The sequence below is a fragment of the Streptomyces sp. NPDC058701 genome (genome assembly GCF_042715295.1).
Lineage (GTDB): Bacteria > Actinomycetota > Actinomycetes > Streptomycetales > Streptomycetaceae > Streptomyces.
Map to the genome: position 1 here is coordinate 107,633 of NZ_JBHXSY010000020.1, position 14,312 is coordinate 121,944.

Sequence of the window (14,312 nt, forward strand, 5' to 3'; positions counted from 1 at the left end):
CCCCTACGTTTCTCGCATGTCTGGAGACGAAGCTCCCCCGCCGGCCCCGGCCGTTTCGCCGCAGGACCGGCTGGCCCGCGCCGAGCAGTTCATCTGGCTCACCGCCCGGGTGCTGGAGCAGCGCCGGTTCGCGTACCACTTCCTCGGCGGGGACGCCGACCCGGTGGACACCGCCCTCGGCGCCTACCTGGGCGGGGACGGCGGCTACGGGCACGCGCTCGATCCGGACCTGCGCGGCCCGCTCAGCCAGCCCCTGCACACCGCGCACGCGCTGCGGATCCTGGACGGCCTGGGCCGCTGCTCCGGGCAGCGCATCGAGCGGCTCTGCGGTCACCTGACCCGGGTCTCCACCCCGGACGGCGCCCTTCCGGCAGCCGTCCCGGCCGCCCGCGGCCACCTGGCGGCCCCGTACCATCCGGCGTACGACGACCCTCCGGGCGAACTGCTGGCCACGGGCCCGGTCGTCGGCCTGCTGCACCGCAACCGGATCTGGCACGCCTGGCTCTTCCGAGCCACGGACTTCTGCTGGGAGCGCGTCGAGAGCCTGCGCCACTCGCATCCGTACGAGGTCCAGAGCGCGGTGGCCTTCCTCGACGGCGTCCCCGACCGGGCGCGCGCCGCCGCGGCCGCGGACCGGCTGGGGCGCTTCGCGCGCGAGCGGCGGCTGGTGGTGCTCGACCCCGCGCGGCGCGGCGAGTACCCGCCCGCCCCGGGCTACGCGCCGGACGAGCAGCTGTTCCCGCACGACTTCGCGCGGGCTCCCGCGTCGCTGGCCCGCGGCTGGTTCACCGACGCGGAGGTGCGCCGCTCGCTCGACTTCCTGGCCGGGCAGCAGCAGCCGGACGGCGGCTGGCCGGTGCACCGCCGGGAGTGGGCGCCCGGCAGCGCGCTGGAGCGGCGTCCCATCGCCACCCTGGAGGCGCTGCTCACCCTGCGGGCGTACGGGCGCCTGCCGGACGGGGCCGCTACCAGCCCAGCGCCCGGACCCCCGCGGTGACCAGCACGGCCACGGCGACGACCACGAGGAACGGCGCCCGCAGCACCAGCGCCAGCCCGGCGGCGGCGAGCCCGGCCGCGCGGGCGTCCAGGACGAGCTCGTGGCCGGTGCTGAAGGTCTGCTGGGCGGTGAGCGCGGCCAGCAGCGCGACCGGCAGGAGCGCGGACATGCGGCTCACCAGCGGCCGCTGCAGCGCCGCGGCGGGGACGAGCAGCCCGGCGAGCTTGACGGCGTAGCAGCCGACGACGGTGAGCCCGATGGCGATCCAGACGTTCACGAACGGCGTCCCTTCATCCACAGCACCGCGGGAGCGGCGAGCGCCGCGATCAGCACGGGGACCCCTGCGGGCAGCACGGGCAGGAAGGCCAGCCCGAGGACGAGCGCGAGGGCGGCGACGGCCCGCTCGGTGGACGTCTTCAGCATCGGCGCGAGCAGGGCCAGGAACACGGCGGGACCGGCGGCGTCCAGCCCCCACGCCCTGGTGTCCCCGATGGCCTCGGCGCCCAGGGCGCCCAGCAGCGTGGTGAGGTTCCACAGCGCGTAGAGGGTGAGTCCGGTGACGGTGAAGCCGAGCCGGGCCGACTTCCGGTCGGGCTGGGCCAGCGCCACGGCGGTGGTCTCGTCGATGACCCAGTGCGCGGCCAGCGGACGTACGGGCCCCGGGAACGCCAGCAGCTGGGACAGCCGCAGGCCGTAGAAGGCGTTGCGGGTGCCGAGGAAGAACGCGCCCGCGGCCGCGGTGAACGGATTGCCGCCCGCGGCCAGCGCCCCGACCAGGGCGAACTGCGAGGCCCCGGTGAAGACGAGCAGGCTGAGCACGCAGGCCTGGAGCGTGCTGACCCCCGCCCCGGCCGCGGTCACCCCGAAGGCGAACCCGGACAGCCCGACGGCCACCCCGACCCCGAGCGCGTCCCGGACGACCGCGCCCCGCGGCTTGTCGGCGACCCCGCCGGGGGCCTCTCGTATCACCATCTGATGTTCTCCCACGCCCCGAAGGTACGCAGGGCTCGGTCGCCCGGTCTTGTACGTTCTTGCGCGCCCGCGCGGCCTGGTCCACCGCCGGCGGACCCGGCCGGCGGAACCGGGGACCGGGGACGCCTAACCGGCGGCCCGGCCCCTGCGGTACGCGCCGGGCGGCACCCCCACGATCCGGGTGAAGTGGCGGTTCAGGTGCGGCTGGTCGGTGAAGCCGACGGCGACCGCCGCCTCCGCCGGCGGGGTCCCCGCGTCCAGCAGTCCGCGCGCCCGCCGGACCCTGGCGTCGGTCAGCCAGGTGTGCGGCGGCATGCCGTACCGGTCCCGGAAGGCCCGCAGCAGGGCGAACGGGCTCGTCCCCAGCCCGGCGGCCAGCTGCTCCAGCGACGGCGGGTCCGCCATCCGCTCCTCCAGCACGGCCCGCGCGGCCGCCGCGTCGGCGGCGCCCGCGCCGCGCACCGGGCGTGGCGGGAGGGGGCCCGCGTGCCGGCCGAGCATTCGCGCCACCACACCCCGCAGCAGGGTGTCGGCGGCCAGCGCGTTCCCCGCCTCGGCGGCCCGGTGGACGTCGGCGATCGCCCGTGACGCGTCCGGGTCGGTGACCATGTCGGCGGTGAAGCCGGGGGTTCCGCGCAGCGTCCCGATCTCGGCCGCGACCTCGCCGATCAGCGCGCGGGAAGGGTAGAGCGTCGCGTACGCCCATCCCTCGGGCACCCCGGCCCGCGCGGCGTGCGCGACCTCGGGGTTGATCAGGACCACGCTCCCCGGCCCGGCCCGCAACGTGCCGCCCGGCAGCCCGATCTCCTCGACGCCGCCGGTGACCGCCGCGATGACGTACCCCTCGTGGGTGTGGCGCGGGAAGGTGTGGCGGACGTAGCGGGCACGCAGCAGGTCCAGCCCGGGCAGCTCCGGGTACTGCCAGTGCCGGGCCCACTCCCGGTGGTCCCCGTCCGTCCCCATCCCCCCATTCTGCGCCTCGCCGCGGACCCGCGTTTCCCCAGGTCCGGACCGTTGTCGGTGCCGGGGTGCAGGATGGGGGGATGGTCGGCTCCGCGCTCGCATCGTTCTCCCCCGCGACCCGCTCCTGGTTCACGGGGGCCTTCGCCCTGCCCACCTCGGCCCAGGAGGGCGCGTGGCGGGCGATCGGCGAGGGCTCGGACGTGCTCGTCGTGGCGCCCACCGGCTCGGGCAAGACGCTGGCCGCCTTCCTCGCCGCCCTCGACCAGCTCGCCTCGACGCCGCCGCCGGCCGAGCCGAAGAAGCGCTGCCGGGTGCTGTACGTGTCGCCGCTGAAGGCGCTGGCCGTGGACGTCGAGCGCAACCTGCGCAGCCCGCTGACCGGCATCCGCCAGGAATCGGTGCGGCTCGGGCTGCCCGAGCCGGAGATCCGCGTCGGGATCCGTTCGGGGGACACCCCGCCCGCCGAGCGGCGCTCCCTGGCCACCCGCCCGCCGGACATCCTCATCACCACGCCCGAGTCGCTGTTCCTGATGCTGACCTCGGCCGCCCGGGACGCCCTGGCCGGGATCGAGACGGTGATCCTGGACGAGGTGCACGCCGTCGCCGGCACCAAGCGCGGCGCGCACCTCGCCCTGTCCCTGGAACGGCTGGACGAGCTGCTGCCGCGCCCCGCGCGCCGCATCGGGCTCTCCGCGACGGTCCGCCCGGTGGACGAGGTCGCCCGGTACCTGGCGCCGCGGGGCAAGGTGGAGATCGTCCAGCCGCCGTCCACGAAGGAGTTCGACCTGTCGGTGGTCGTACCGGTGCAGGACATGGGCGAGCTGGGCGGCTCCCCGGCCACCGAGGGGCGCGAGGGCGGCGACAAGCCGTCCATCTGGCCGCACGTGGAGGAGCGGATCGCCGACCTCGTCCAGGCGCACCGCTCGACGATCGTGTTCGCCAACTCCCGCCGGCTCGCCGAGCGGCTCTGCAACCGGCTCAACGAGATCGCGTACGAGCGCGCCATGGGCGAGAAGCTCCCCGAGGGCTCGCCGCCGGCCGAGATCATGGCCCAGTCGGGCGCCTCCCAGGGCGTCCCGCCGCTGCTGGCCCGCGCGCACCACGGATCGGTGTCCAAGGAGCAGCGGGCCCTCGTGGAGGAGGACCTGAAGGCGGGCCGGCTGCCCGCCGTCGTCGCCACCTCCAGCCTGGAGCTCGGCATCGACATGGGCGCCGTGGACCTGGTGGTGCAGGTGGAGTCGCCGCCCTCGGTGGCCTCGGGGCTGCAGCGCGTGGGCCGCGCCGGCCACCAGGTGGGCGCGGTGTCCACCGGGGTCGTCTTCCCCAAGTACCGGGGCGACCTCGTGCAGGCCGCCGTGGTCACCGAGCGGATGCGCACCGGTTCGATCGAGTCCCTGCGCATCCCCTCCAACCCGCTCGACGTCCTCGCGCAGCAGCTGGTCGCGATGACCTCGATGGACACCTGGCAGGTGGACGAGCTCATCGCGCTGGTGCGGCGGGCGGCGCCCTTCGCCGCGCTGCCCGAGTCGGCGTTCACCGCGGTACTGGACATGCTGGCGGGCCGCTACCCGTCGGACGCGTTCGCCGAGCTGCGGCCGCGCGTGGTGTGGGACCGGGTGGCCGGGACGGTCACCGGCCGGCCCGGGGCCCAGCGCCTCGCGGTCACCTCGGGCGGCACCATCCCGGACCGCGGCCTCTTCGGCGTCTTCCTCGCCGGGTCCGACCCGAAGAAGGGCGGCGGGCGGGTCGGCGAGCTGGACGAGGAGATGGTGTACGAGTCCCGCGTCGGGGACGTGTTCACCCTGGGCACCACGTCCTGGCGGATCGAGGACATCACCCGCGACCGGGTCCTCGTCACCCCGGCCCCCGGGGTGCCGGGCCGGCTGCCGTTCTGGAAGGGCGACCAGCTGGGCCGCCCGCTGGAGCTGGGGCGCGCGGTCGGCGCGTTCCTGCGCGAACTGGGCGCCCTCTCCGCCGAGGACGCCCGGCTGCGGCTGCTGGCGGCCGGCCTCGACGGCTGGGCCGCGGAGAACCTCCAGGCGTACCTCGCCGAGCAGCGCGAGGCCTGCGGCCACGTACCGGACGACCGGACCATCCTCGTGGAGCGCTTCCGCGACGAGCTGGGCGACTGGCGGGTCGTCGTCCACTCCCCCTTCGGCGCGCAGGTGCACGCCCCGTGGGCGCTGGCGCTCAGCGCCCGCCTCGCCGAGAAGTACGGCATGGACGCCCAGGTCATGCACGCCGACGACGGCATCGTGCTGCGCCTGCCGGACGCCGACCTGCTGTCCATGGACCTCCTGGACCACGACCCGGCGGGCGCGCCGGCCTTCGAGTTCGGCGACGAGCAGGCCCCGCTCGGCGCGGCCGACGTCGTCTTCGACCGGGGCGACGTCAACCAGATCGTCACCGACCAGGTCGGTGGCTCGGCCCTGTTCGCCTCCCGCTTCCGCGAGTGCGCGGCCCGCGCCCTGCTGCTGCCGCGGCGCAGTCCCGGCAAGCGCACCCCCTTGTGGCAGCAGCGCCAGCGCGCGTCCCAGCTGCTCCAGGTCGCTTCCGAGTTCGGCTCCTTCCCGATCGTGCTGGAAGCCGTACGGGAATGTCTCCAGGACGTCTTCGACGTGCCCGGCCTGACCGAGCTGATGGGCGACATCGAGGCCCGTCGCGTCCGCCTCGTCGAGGTCACCACCCCGGAGCCCTCGCCGTTCGCCCGCTCGCTCCTCTTCGGCTACGTCGCGCAGTTCCTGTACGAGGGCGACTCGCCCCTCGCCGAACGCCGGGCGGCCGCGCTGTCGCTCGACTCGCGCCTGCTGGCCGAGCTGCTGGGCCAGGCCGAGCTGCGCGAGCTGCTCGACGCCCAGGTGCTGGAGGAACTGGAGCGGGAGCTCCAGTGGCTCACCGAGGACCGCCGGGCGAAGGACGCCGAGTCGGTGGCCGACCTGCTGCGCCTGCTGGGCCCGCTCACCGCCGCCGAGCTGGCCGAGCGCGGCGCGGATCCGGCCTGGGCCGCCGACCTGTCCGCGGCCCGGCGCGCGATCTCCGTCCGGATCGGCGGGCAGGACCACTGGGCGGCGGTCGAGGACGCGGGCCGGCTGCGGGACGCGCTGGGCACGGCGCTCCCGGTCGGTGTCCCGGAGGCGTTCACGGAGCCGGTCAAGGACCCCCTCGGGGACCTCCTCGCCCGGTACGCCCGCACCCACGGGCCGTTCACGACGGCCGCGGCGGCGGCCCGCTTCGGGCTGGGCGCGGCGGTCACCGAGGGGGCGCTGCACCGGCTCGCGGCGGCGGGCCGGGTGGTCCAGGGCGAGTTCCACCCGGCGGGCATCGGCCAGGAGTGGTGCGACGCGACGGTGCTGCGCCGGCTCCGCCGCCGGTCGCTGGCCGCGCTCCGCCAGGAGCTCGAACCGGTCCCGCCGACCTCGCTGGCCACCTTCCTCCCGCAGTGGCAGCACGTGGGCGGCGCCCTGCGCGGCATCGACGGCCTGGCCCGGGCGGTGGAACAGCTCCAGGGCGCCCCGGTGCCGGCGTCCGCGCTGGAGCGCCTGATCCTGCCCTCCCGGGTCGCGGGCTACTCCCCCGCCCTGCTGGACGACCTGACCACCGCGGGCGAGGTCGTCTGGGCGGGCGCCGGGGCGCTCCCGGGCAAGGACGGCTGGGTCTCGCTGTACCTGGCGGACGCGGCCCCGCTGCTCCTGCCCCCGCCGCACCCCCTGGAGACCGGCCCGCTCCACCAGGCGGTCCTGGACTCCCTGGCCGGGGGGTACGGGCTGTTCTTCCGCCAGATCACCGACTCCGTGCGGGCGGGCCACCCCGAGGCGTCGGATCTCGCGCTGTCCCAGGCGCTGTGGGACCTGGCCTGGTCGGGCCGGCTCACGAACGACACCCTGGCTCCGCTGCGCTCCCTGCTGGGCTCGGGCCGCACGGCGGGCGCGACGGCCCACCGGGCCCGCCGGACGGTCCCCCGCGGCCGCTACGGCACCCTCAGCGCCACCGTGTCCCGCACCGGCCCGCCGACCGTGTCGGGCCGCTGGTCCCTCCTGCCCGTCCCGGCTCCGGACCCCACCCACCGCGCCCACGCCCTGGCCCGTACGCTCCTGGACCGCCACGGCGTGGTCACCCGCGGAGCGGTGGCGGCGGAGGGCGTGGAGGGCGGCTTCAGCGCGGTCTACCGCATCCTGTCGGCCTTCGAGGACAGCGGCCAGGCCCGCCGGGGCTACGTGGTGGAGGGACTGGGAGCCGCGCAGTTCGCGATGGACGGCGCGGTGGACCGGCTCCGGGCCGCCGAGCGCACCCCGCCGCCGCTGGTGGCGGTGGTCCTCGCCGCGGCCGACCCCGCGAACGCGTACGGCGCGGCCCTGCCCTGGCCGGAGCCCCCGGAGGGGGCCACCCACAAGCCCGGCCGCAAGGCGGGCTCCCTGGTGGTGCTGGTCGACGGCGAACTCACCCTGTACGTGGAGCGCGGCGGCAAGACCCTCCTCGCCTGGCCCCCGCCGGAGGACCCCCGCCTCACGTCGGCGGTCGGAGCCCTGGCCGGCGCCGCCCGCACGGGCACCGTTCCGGCCCTGACGGTGGAGCGCGTCAACGCGGCCGCCTCCCTGACGTCCCCGTACGGCCCGCCCCTGGAAGCCTCCGGCTTCCACGCCACCCCCCGGGGCCTGCGCCTGCGCACCTGACGGCCGCGGCCCTCCCGACGGCCGTGCGGCGGAGGGCTGCGACTCCGCCATGGCCGGCTGCCCGCCGGCGCACCGCCCCACGGGCCCGCGCCGGGCATCCGGTGCGGCGACAGCGGACACCCCGATGCTCCGGCCCCGGGACGCAGCGGGCAGCGGACAGCGGGCCGGCAGTGACCGGCGCAGCGGTCCGCCCCACGGGCCCCGGGCACGGCCGGCACGGCGTTCGCCACCACCGGCCCGCCCGGGGACACCGCAGCCCGCCGCCGCCCCGGCCGCGCTCGGTGGACCCCCGCCCGGAGGCCGCGCCCCCGGTGCGGGTCCCGGCACAGGGTCCGCCGCCGCGCGACAATGTCCGCATGCCCGAAGGAGACAGCGTCCACCGCGCCGCCGCCCGACTCCACGCGGCCCTCGCGGGCCGTCCCCTCACCCGCAGCGACCTCCGCGTCCCCCGCTTCGCCACCGCCGACCTCACCGGCCGCACCACGCTCGACGTCACCCCCCGCGGCAAGCACCTCCTCGCACGGTTCGAAGGCGGTCTCACCCTCCACAGCCACCTCCGCATGGACGGCGCCTGGCACGTGTTCCCCGCGGGAGCCCGCTGGCGCGGCGGCCCCGACTACGAGGTCCGCGCGGTCCTCGGCACCGCCGAGCACACCGCCGTCGGGTACCGCCTCCCCGTTCTGGAGCTGATCCGGACCGCCGACGAGGACCAGGCCGTGGGCCACCTCGGCCCCGACCTCCTCGGCCCGGACTGGGACCCCGACCGGGCGGCGGCGAACCTCCTCGCGGCCCCCGGCCGCCCGCTCGGCGAGGCCCTCCTCGACCAGCGCAACCTCGCGGGCATCGGCAACATCTACAAGTCCGAGCTCTGCTTCCTGGCCCGGGCCACCCCCTGGACCCCCGTCGGCTCCCTCCCCGACCCCCCGGCGACCCTGCCCCGCATCGCCGCCGCGGCCCAGCGCCTCCTCGCCGCGAACATCGGCCACCGGGCGGGCGGCCGCCGCAACACCACGGGCATCGGCCGCCCCGGCCCCGACCTGTTCGTGTACGGCCGTGCCCGCCGCCCCTGCCTGCGCTGCGGCACCCCCGTCCGCGAAGCCGAGCAGGACGGCCGCCCCACGTACTGGTGTCCCAGCTGTCAGGCCGGGCCCACCCCCTAGTTGACGCTCCGTCAGATTCGGTCGTACGGTCCCGGCATGCCCACACCCGCGCCCGCACCCACACCCGCGCCCACGCCTGCTCCGTCCGCTCCGCCCACGGCATCCACCCCCCACGACCTCACCGGCCGCACCGCCCTGATCACCGGCGCCGCCAGCGGCATCGGCCGCGCCACCGCCCTCGCCCTCGCCGGGGCGGGCGCGCACGTGCACTGCGCCGACCGCGACGAACCCGGCCTCGCCGAGACGGCCGCCCTCGTCGCCGGGGCCGGCGGCGCCGCCACCGTCCACCCCCTCGACGTCACCGACCGGGGCGCGCTCCGCGCCGCCGTCGCCGCGGCGGGCCCCCTCGACATCGCCGCCGCGATAGCCGGGGTCATGCACACGAGCAGCGTGCTGGAGACGGCCGACGAGGACCTCGACCGGATCCTGGACGTCAACTTCAAGGGCGTCCTGCGCACCTGCCAGGAGGCGGCCCGCTCCATGATCGCCGCGGACCGCCCCGGCTCGATCGTCACCATGGCCTCCGGCGCCGTGGACGCCGCCCAGCCCGGCCTGCTCTGCTACAGCGCCGCCAAGGCAGCGGTCGTCCAGCTCACCAAGACCCTCGCCACCGAGGCCGGCCCGCACGGCATCCGGGTCAACGCCGTCGCCCCCGGCTGGATCCGCACCCCGATGACCGGCCGCCACAGCCCCGAGGCCCAGCAGCAGACCGAGGCGATGATGATCCGGATGTCCCCGCTGCGCCGGGTCGGCGAGCCCGAGGACATCGCCCAGGCCGTGCTCTACCTGGCCTCCGACGCCTCGTCCTTCATGACCGGCCAGATTCTTCGCCCGAACGGCGGAGTCGCGATGCCCTGGTAGCGGTTCCCCCGCCACCCCCGGCCATCCGCACCCCGCCCCCGCCGGGCATGCCGTGCACCCCGGTCGCGCCCACCGCGGCGGCCGCAGCCACCCCGGCGCCCCGTCTGGCCTTCCGTACCGGACCCGGCGCGCAGTGCACCGGCAGGAGCCCCAGCCCCCACCCGCCCACCGCCACCGCGCCCTCCACGGGGCCCGCATCGGCAGGTGCGAAGACGAGGCGCAGCACGGCCCACCACCACAGCACGCCCACCGCCAGCGCGAGGGCCTGAGCGACGGATGTGCGCAGCGACCGCCGCACGGCTACCTCCCTGGGGCCGGGACCCGGAAGCCCCATCCTCCCGCACCCCCCTCGCCCCCGCACCCAGAACGGCACGGAGCCCCGGCCGGTGCGCGACGCACCGGCCGGGGCTCCGGCCACACTCACACGCTCACGTGCTCGCTCACGCGGCTACGACATTCACCGCTTCCGCAGGCGCCTTGATGGTCACCCGCTCCGGTCCGGCCGTGACCGAAGCCATGGAGACCGAATTGAGCATCGGGCGGACCGGTACGCTCACCGGTTCGCTTGCCGCGGCCGACTGTGCCAGCTCGGCCAGCGACAGTTCGTCACTGACTTCGCGCATCAGCTCGGACATCCGTACGTCCAGCGCGTCGCAGATCGCGGAGAGCAACTCGGAGGATGCCTCCTTCTGCCCCCGCTCCACCTCGGAGAGATAGCCGAGCGAAACTCGGGCCGACGAGGAGACTTCGCGCAGAGTACGGCCCTGGCGCTGGCGCTGCCGACGCAGCACGTCACCCAGCAGGCGACGGAGCAGAATCATCGGTGGCTCCCTCCTCTGACCGTGTAGCCGCATCCTTCACGCCCCACCGTACCGCCTCGCGCCGCGGCCGTGCGGGGAGCGATGTCGTGTTCACTCAGGGCTGCAAACATCAAATCCCCCCGTTCTGTTCCGTATCCTGCCCCCGCGCATTCTCGCGGAGTTGGCTTGAGAGAAGTTCGAGCACTGTGCGTGCACTCTCCCTACGAATTTCCGTACGGGAGCCGTTCAACCTCAGCCGGGCCGTTTTCCCGCCCTCCGGACCCGAAACGGAGACGAAGACGGTGCCCACCGGCCGGCCGTCCTGCGGGTCCGGACCGGCCACCCCGGTGGTCGCGATCCCCCACGAAGCGCCCATCACCCGGCGCACCCCGGCCGCCATCTCCTCGGCGACCTGCGCGTTCACCGCACCCTCGGCCGCGAGCAGCTCCGCGTCCACGCCCAGGACGCGGTGCTTGAGTTCCGTGGCGTACGCCGTCACGGAGCCGCGGAAGGACCGGGAGGCACCCGGGACGGCCGTGAGCTCGGACGCGACCATGCCGCCGGTCAGCGATTCCGCCACGGCGAGCGTCTGGTCACTCTCCGCGAGCAGCCGCAGCACCTCCGCGGCCACCCGCGCCACATCGACCCCGGCAGGCCCCCGGGCCGAACCGTCCGACAGGGGGGACGGTTCCCCCACCGCGTGCGTCACCGTGCGGCCCGCTCCGCGGCGATGCCCGCCCGGCGCAGGACGAGTGCCTGGCGGATGTAATCCAAACCGGTGACGACGGTCAGCACGACGGCGAGCGCCATCACCCAGAAGCGCAGGGTCGCCAGCGGCCCGGTCAGCGCGAGGACGTACATGCCCACGGCCGTGCCCTGGGCCAGGGTCTTCATCTTGCCGCCCCGGCTGGCCGGAATCACCCCGTGCCGGATCACCCAGAAGCGCAGCAGCGTGATCCCGAGCTCCCGTCCGAGGATCACCCCGGTCACCCACCAGGGGAGGTCGCCCAGCCAGGAGAGGCAGATCAGCGCGGACCCCATGATCGCCTTGTCGGCGATCGGGTCGGCGATCTTGCCGAAGTCCGTGACCAGGTTGTACGTACGGGCCAGGTGTCCGTCGAAGATGTCCGTGATCATGGCGACGGCGAACGCCGCCCACGCCCACGCCCGCCAGACGGGGTCGTATCCGCCGTCGGCGAGCAGCAGCAGGACGAATCCCGGCACCAGTACGAGCCGGATCATCGTCAGGATGTTGGCGATGTTCCACAGGCTGGCCTGATTGACGGCCGCAGTCCCGAGCTTTGCGCCGGGCACGGGCCGGCGGCCGGTCCCGCCCGCCGCAGGTGCCGGGACTCCGGTCATCCGGCCGCCTCCTCGAACTCCAGGCCCAGGGGCTCGGCCACCAGGTCCACGCCGAGGGTGCCGACCACCTTCGCCGTGACGATGCGCCCGGGGACCAGGCCGGCGCCGTCCGTGAAGACGACCTGCCCGTCGGTCTCCGGAGCCTGGTGGGCGGCGCGTCCGTAGGCGCCCTCGCCCTCCTCCGCCTCGTCGAGCGGCACGACCGTCTCGACGAGTACCTCCAGGGTCTCCCCGATCCGCTCCTCCGCGCGCTGCGAGGTGAGCTCCTCGGCGAGGCGCTGCATGTGGGCGAGGCGCTCGGCGATGGTCTCGGCGTCGAGCTTGTTCTCGTAGGTGACGGCTTCGGTGCCGTCCTCGTCGGAGTAGCCGAAGACGCCGATGGCGTCGAGCCGCGCGTGGGTGAGGAAACGCTCCAGCTCGGCGAAGTCCGACTCCTTCTCGCCGGGGAAGCCGACGATGAAGTTGGACCGGACGCCGGCCTGCGGGGCCTTGGTGCGGATGGTGTCCAGCAGCTCCAGGAACCGGTCGGTGTCACCGAAGCGGCGCATCGCGCGCAGCACGTCGGGGGCCGAGTGCTGGAAGGACAGGTCGAAGTACGGGACGACCTTGGGGGTCGAGGTCAGCACGTCGATCAGGCCGGGCCGCATCTCGGCGGGCTGGAGGTAGCTGACGCGGACGCGCTCGATGCCGTCCACCGCGGCGAGTTCCGGCAGCAGGGTCTCCAGCAGGCGGATGTCGCCGAGGTCCTTGCCGTACGAGGTGTTGTTCTCGGAGACGAGCATGACCTCCTTGACACCCTGCTCGGCCAGCCAGCGGGTCTCGCCCAGCACGTCGCTGGGACGGCGGGAGATGAAGGAGCCGCGGAAGGACGGGATGGCGCAGAAGGAGCAGCGCCGGTCACAGCCGGAGGCCAGCTTGACCGAGGCGACGGGGCTCTTGTCCAGACGGCGGCGCAGGGGCGCGCGCGGCCCGGAGGCGGGCGCGAGGCCGTCGGGGAGGTCGGCCGGCGCGGGAGCGGGCTCCTGGGCGTGGCCGGGGAGCGCGACCGCGGTGTCCTGGCGCTCCGCGGGGCTGATCGGCAGCAGCTTGCGCCGGTCGCGCGGGGTGTGGGAGGCGTGGATGCCACCGTTGAGGATGGTCTGCAGGCGGTCGGAGATGTCGGCGTAGTCGTCGAAGCCGAGCACGCCGTCCGCCTCGGGGAGCGCTTCGGCGAGTTCCTTGCCGTAGCGCTCGGCCATGCAGCCGACGGCGACGACGGCCTGGGTCCGGCCCTGATCCTTGAGATCGTTGGCTTCCAGCAGGGCGTCTACGGAGTCCTTCTTGGCGGCTTCGACGAAGCCGCAGGTGTTGACGACGGCTACGTCCGCGTTCGCGGCGTCCTCGACGAGCTCCCAGCCATCCGCCGCCAAGCGGCCTGCGAGCTCCTCCGAGTCCACCTCGTTACGGGCGCAGCCAAGAGTGACAAGGGCGACGGTACGGCGTTCGGGCATGGACTCAAGACTACTTCGTCCGGGCGGCGGCCCCCGCCCACTCCCCCCACGACAAGATCCCCGGAGTGCGGCGCAGCACCCCGGGGATCCCGGATCGAACGTTCCGCCTGGCGGCGGCCCTGGTCAGCCCGCCTGCGGCTGCCCCTGGGAGGGGTCTTCCCTGGTGTAGGTGAGACGTTCCACCTGGCCGGGCTGGAAGTCGTCCTTGATCTCCTTGCCGTTCACGAAGAGCTTCACCGCCCCGGCGTCGCCGAGCACGAGGTCGACGGACTCCTTGTCGGTGAACGTCTTGGACTCACCCTGCGTGAGGGTGCCGTCGAAGAGGAGACGACCGCTGTGGTCCTTCGCGGAGATCCAGCTCTCGCCGGTGTCCGCCGTCAGGACGACCGTGACGAGGTCCTTGGGCGCGGCCGCGATGGCGCTGTCCGACGGCGCCGGCGTGGGCGCCTTCGGGCTCGGGGAGGCTTTCGGGGGCTGGGGCGCCGGCTGCTTGCCGCCGGACTGCTTGGGTGCGGGCTGCGGGGCGGCGGAACCATCCGCCACCGGCTGCTTGGCCTTGTCGTCGCCGCCGCCGAAGGCGGTGAACCCGACAAAGCCGATCACGGCGACGATGGCGGCGACCATGGCGGCGGTCCAGTTGGGCCGCTGCCTCTCGGGGCGGATGCGCTCGGCTTCGAACATCGGCGCGGCGGGGGTGGGTGCCGGCCGGCCGCCGTGGGCCGCGTCGTAGCTCTCGATCAGGGGTGCCGGATCGAGGCTGACGGCGCGGGCGAGCGTACGGATGTGGCCGCGGGCGTAAACGTCGCCGCCGCAGCGCGTGAAGTCGTCCTCTTCGATCGCGTGCACGATCGGGATGCGCACGCGGGTGGTGGAGCTGACCTCGTCGACGGTGAGCCCGGCGGCGATCCGGGCCTGCTTGAGGGCCGTCCCGATGGACGGTCCTTCGACGGAGCGTTCGACGATGCGGTCCTCGGACCGGTCGTCGGTCGAAGGACGCTCGTCTTCGGGGGAGTTGGAGTTGCCGATGGACACGAGGG

The 14,312-nt window shown here is 75.0% G+C and carries 12 protein-coding genes; 4 read left to right on the forward strand and 8 right to left on the reverse strand.

Translation table 11 applies throughout. The features are described from left to right. Window positions 1–16 precede the first annotated feature (16 nt). A complete protein-coding gene (locus ACFWW8_RS22130) occupies window positions 17–997 on the forward strand; it encodes a hypothetical protein (protein ID WP_386530652.1) in 981 nt (326 codons plus the stop codon). Here ACFWW8_RS22130 and ACFWW8_RS22135 read toward each other — a convergent pair. The 3 genes from ACFWW8_RS22135 to ACFWW8_RS22145 form a co-directional block, all read right to left on the reverse strand. Continuing rightward, a complete protein-coding gene (locus tag ACFWW8_RS22135; protein WP_386530653.1) occupies window positions 966–1,274 on the reverse strand; it encodes an AzlD domain-containing protein in 309 nt (102 codons plus the stop codon). The two genes, ACFWW8_RS22130 and ACFWW8_RS22135, sit on opposite strands and share 32 nt — an antisense overlap. After that, entirely contained in the window at window positions 1,271–1,969 is a 699-nt protein-coding gene (locus ACFWW8_RS22140; RefSeq protein WP_386530654.1) for an AzlC family ABC transporter permease, read from the reverse strand. Before ACFWW8_RS22140 ends, ACFWW8_RS22135 begins: the two co-directional genes overlap by 4 nt. Before the next feature lie 126 nt (window positions 1,970–2,095). Beyond that, complete coding sequence (locus tag ACFWW8_RS22145; RefSeq protein ID WP_386530655.1) at window positions 2,096–2,932, reverse strand: AraC family transcriptional regulator; 837 nt, start codon at window positions 2,930–2,932, stop codon at window positions 2,096–2,098. Window positions 2,933–3,012: 80 nt separating this feature from the next. On the opposite strand from ACFWW8_RS22145, the gene ACFWW8_RS22150 reads away from it, so the two are divergent. The 3 genes from ACFWW8_RS22150 to ACFWW8_RS22160 all read left to right on the forward strand — a co-directional run bounded on the left by ACFWW8_RS22150 (window position 3,013) and on the right by ACFWW8_RS22160 (window position 9,623). Next, entirely contained in the window at window positions 3,013–7,602 is a 4,590-nt protein-coding gene (locus ACFWW8_RS22150; protein ID WP_386530656.1) for an ATP-dependent helicase, read from the forward strand. A 356-nt stretch (window positions 7,603–7,958) separates the two neighbouring features. Then, a complete protein-coding gene (locus ACFWW8_RS22155) occupies window positions 7,959–8,762 on the forward strand; it encodes an Fpg/Nei family DNA glycosylase (protein WP_386530657.1) in 804 nt (267 codons plus the stop codon). Then, window positions 8,763–9,623, forward strand: a complete 861-nt coding sequence (locus ACFWW8_RS22160) for an SDR family NAD(P)-dependent oxidoreductase (protein ID WP_386530658.1) — start codon at window positions 8,763–8,765, stop codon at window positions 9,621–9,623. Between the two features lie 440 nt (window positions 9,624–10,063). Here the strand turns inward: ACFWW8_RS22160 and ACFWW8_RS22165 are convergent, their stop codons facing one another. The 5 genes from ACFWW8_RS22165 to ACFWW8_RS22185 all read right to left on the reverse strand — a co-directional run bounded on the left by ACFWW8_RS22165 (window position 10,064) and on the right by ACFWW8_RS22185 (window position 14,307). Next, window positions 10,064–10,444 (reverse strand): helix-turn-helix domain-containing protein, encoded by a 381-nt coding sequence (locus ACFWW8_RS22165; RefSeq protein ID WP_069922226.1) that lies wholly within the window; start codon window positions 10,442–10,444, stop codon window positions 10,064–10,066. Between the two features lie 109 nt (window positions 10,445–10,553). Then, a complete protein-coding gene (locus tag ACFWW8_RS22170) occupies window positions 10,554–11,063 on the reverse strand; it encodes a CinA family protein (protein ID WP_386530670.1) in 510 nt (169 codons plus the stop codon). Window positions 11,064–11,128: 65 nt separating this feature from the next. Next, on the reverse strand, window positions 11,129–11,785 hold the full coding sequence (pgsA, locus tag ACFWW8_RS22175) for a CDP-diacylglycerol--glycerol-3-phosphate 3-phosphatidyltransferase (RefSeq protein ID WP_386530659.1): 657 nt from the start codon (window positions 11,783–11,785) through the stop codon (window positions 11,129–11,131). After that, window positions 11,782–13,275 carry a 30S ribosomal protein S12 methylthiotransferase RimO gene (gene rimO / locus ACFWW8_RS22180; protein WP_383928271.1) on the reverse strand — a complete coding sequence of 498 codons (1,494 nt, stop codon included), beginning with the start codon at window positions 13,273–13,275 and terminating at the stop codon, window positions 11,782–11,784. Before rimO ends, pgsA begins: the two co-directional genes overlap by 4 nt. Window positions 13,276–13,398: 123 nt before the next feature. Then, entirely contained in the window at window positions 13,399–14,307 is a 909-nt protein-coding gene (locus ACFWW8_RS22185) for a RodZ domain-containing protein (RefSeq protein ID WP_386530671.1), read from the reverse strand. Window positions 14,308–14,312: the final 5 nt, after the last annotated feature.

Coding starts and splice junctions, on each gene's coding strand:
- ACFWW8_RS22130 (WP_386530652.1), top strand. CDS start 17: ATGTCTGGAGACGAAGCTCCCCCGCCGGCCCCGGCCGTTTCGCCGCAG.
- ACFWW8_RS22140 (WP_386530654.1), bottom strand. CDS start 1,969: ATGGTGATACGAGAGGCCCCCGGCGGGGTCGCCGACAAGCCGCGGGGC.
- ACFWW8_RS22145 (WP_386530655.1), bottom strand. CDS start 2,932: ATGGGGACGGACGGGGACCACCGGGAGTGGGCCCGGCACTGGCAGTAC.
- ACFWW8_RS22150 (WP_386530656.1), top strand. CDS start 3,013: ATGGTCGGCTCCGCGCTCGCATCGTTCTCCCCCGCGACCCGCTCCTGG.
- ACFWW8_RS22155 (WP_386530657.1), top strand. CDS start 7,959: ATGCCCGAAGGAGACAGCGTCCACCGCGCCGCCGCCCGACTCCACGCG.
- ACFWW8_RS22165 (WP_069922226.1), bottom strand. CDS start 10,444: ATGATTCTGCTCCGTCGCCTGCTGGGTGACGTGCTGCGTCGGCAGCGC.
- pgsA (WP_386530659.1), bottom strand. CDS start 11,785: ATGACCGGAGTCCCGGCACCTGCGGCGGGCGGGACCGGCCGCCGGCCC.
- rimO (WP_383928271.1), bottom strand. CDS start 13,275: ATGCCCGAACGCCGTACCGTCGCCCTTGTCACTCTTGGCTGCGCCCGT.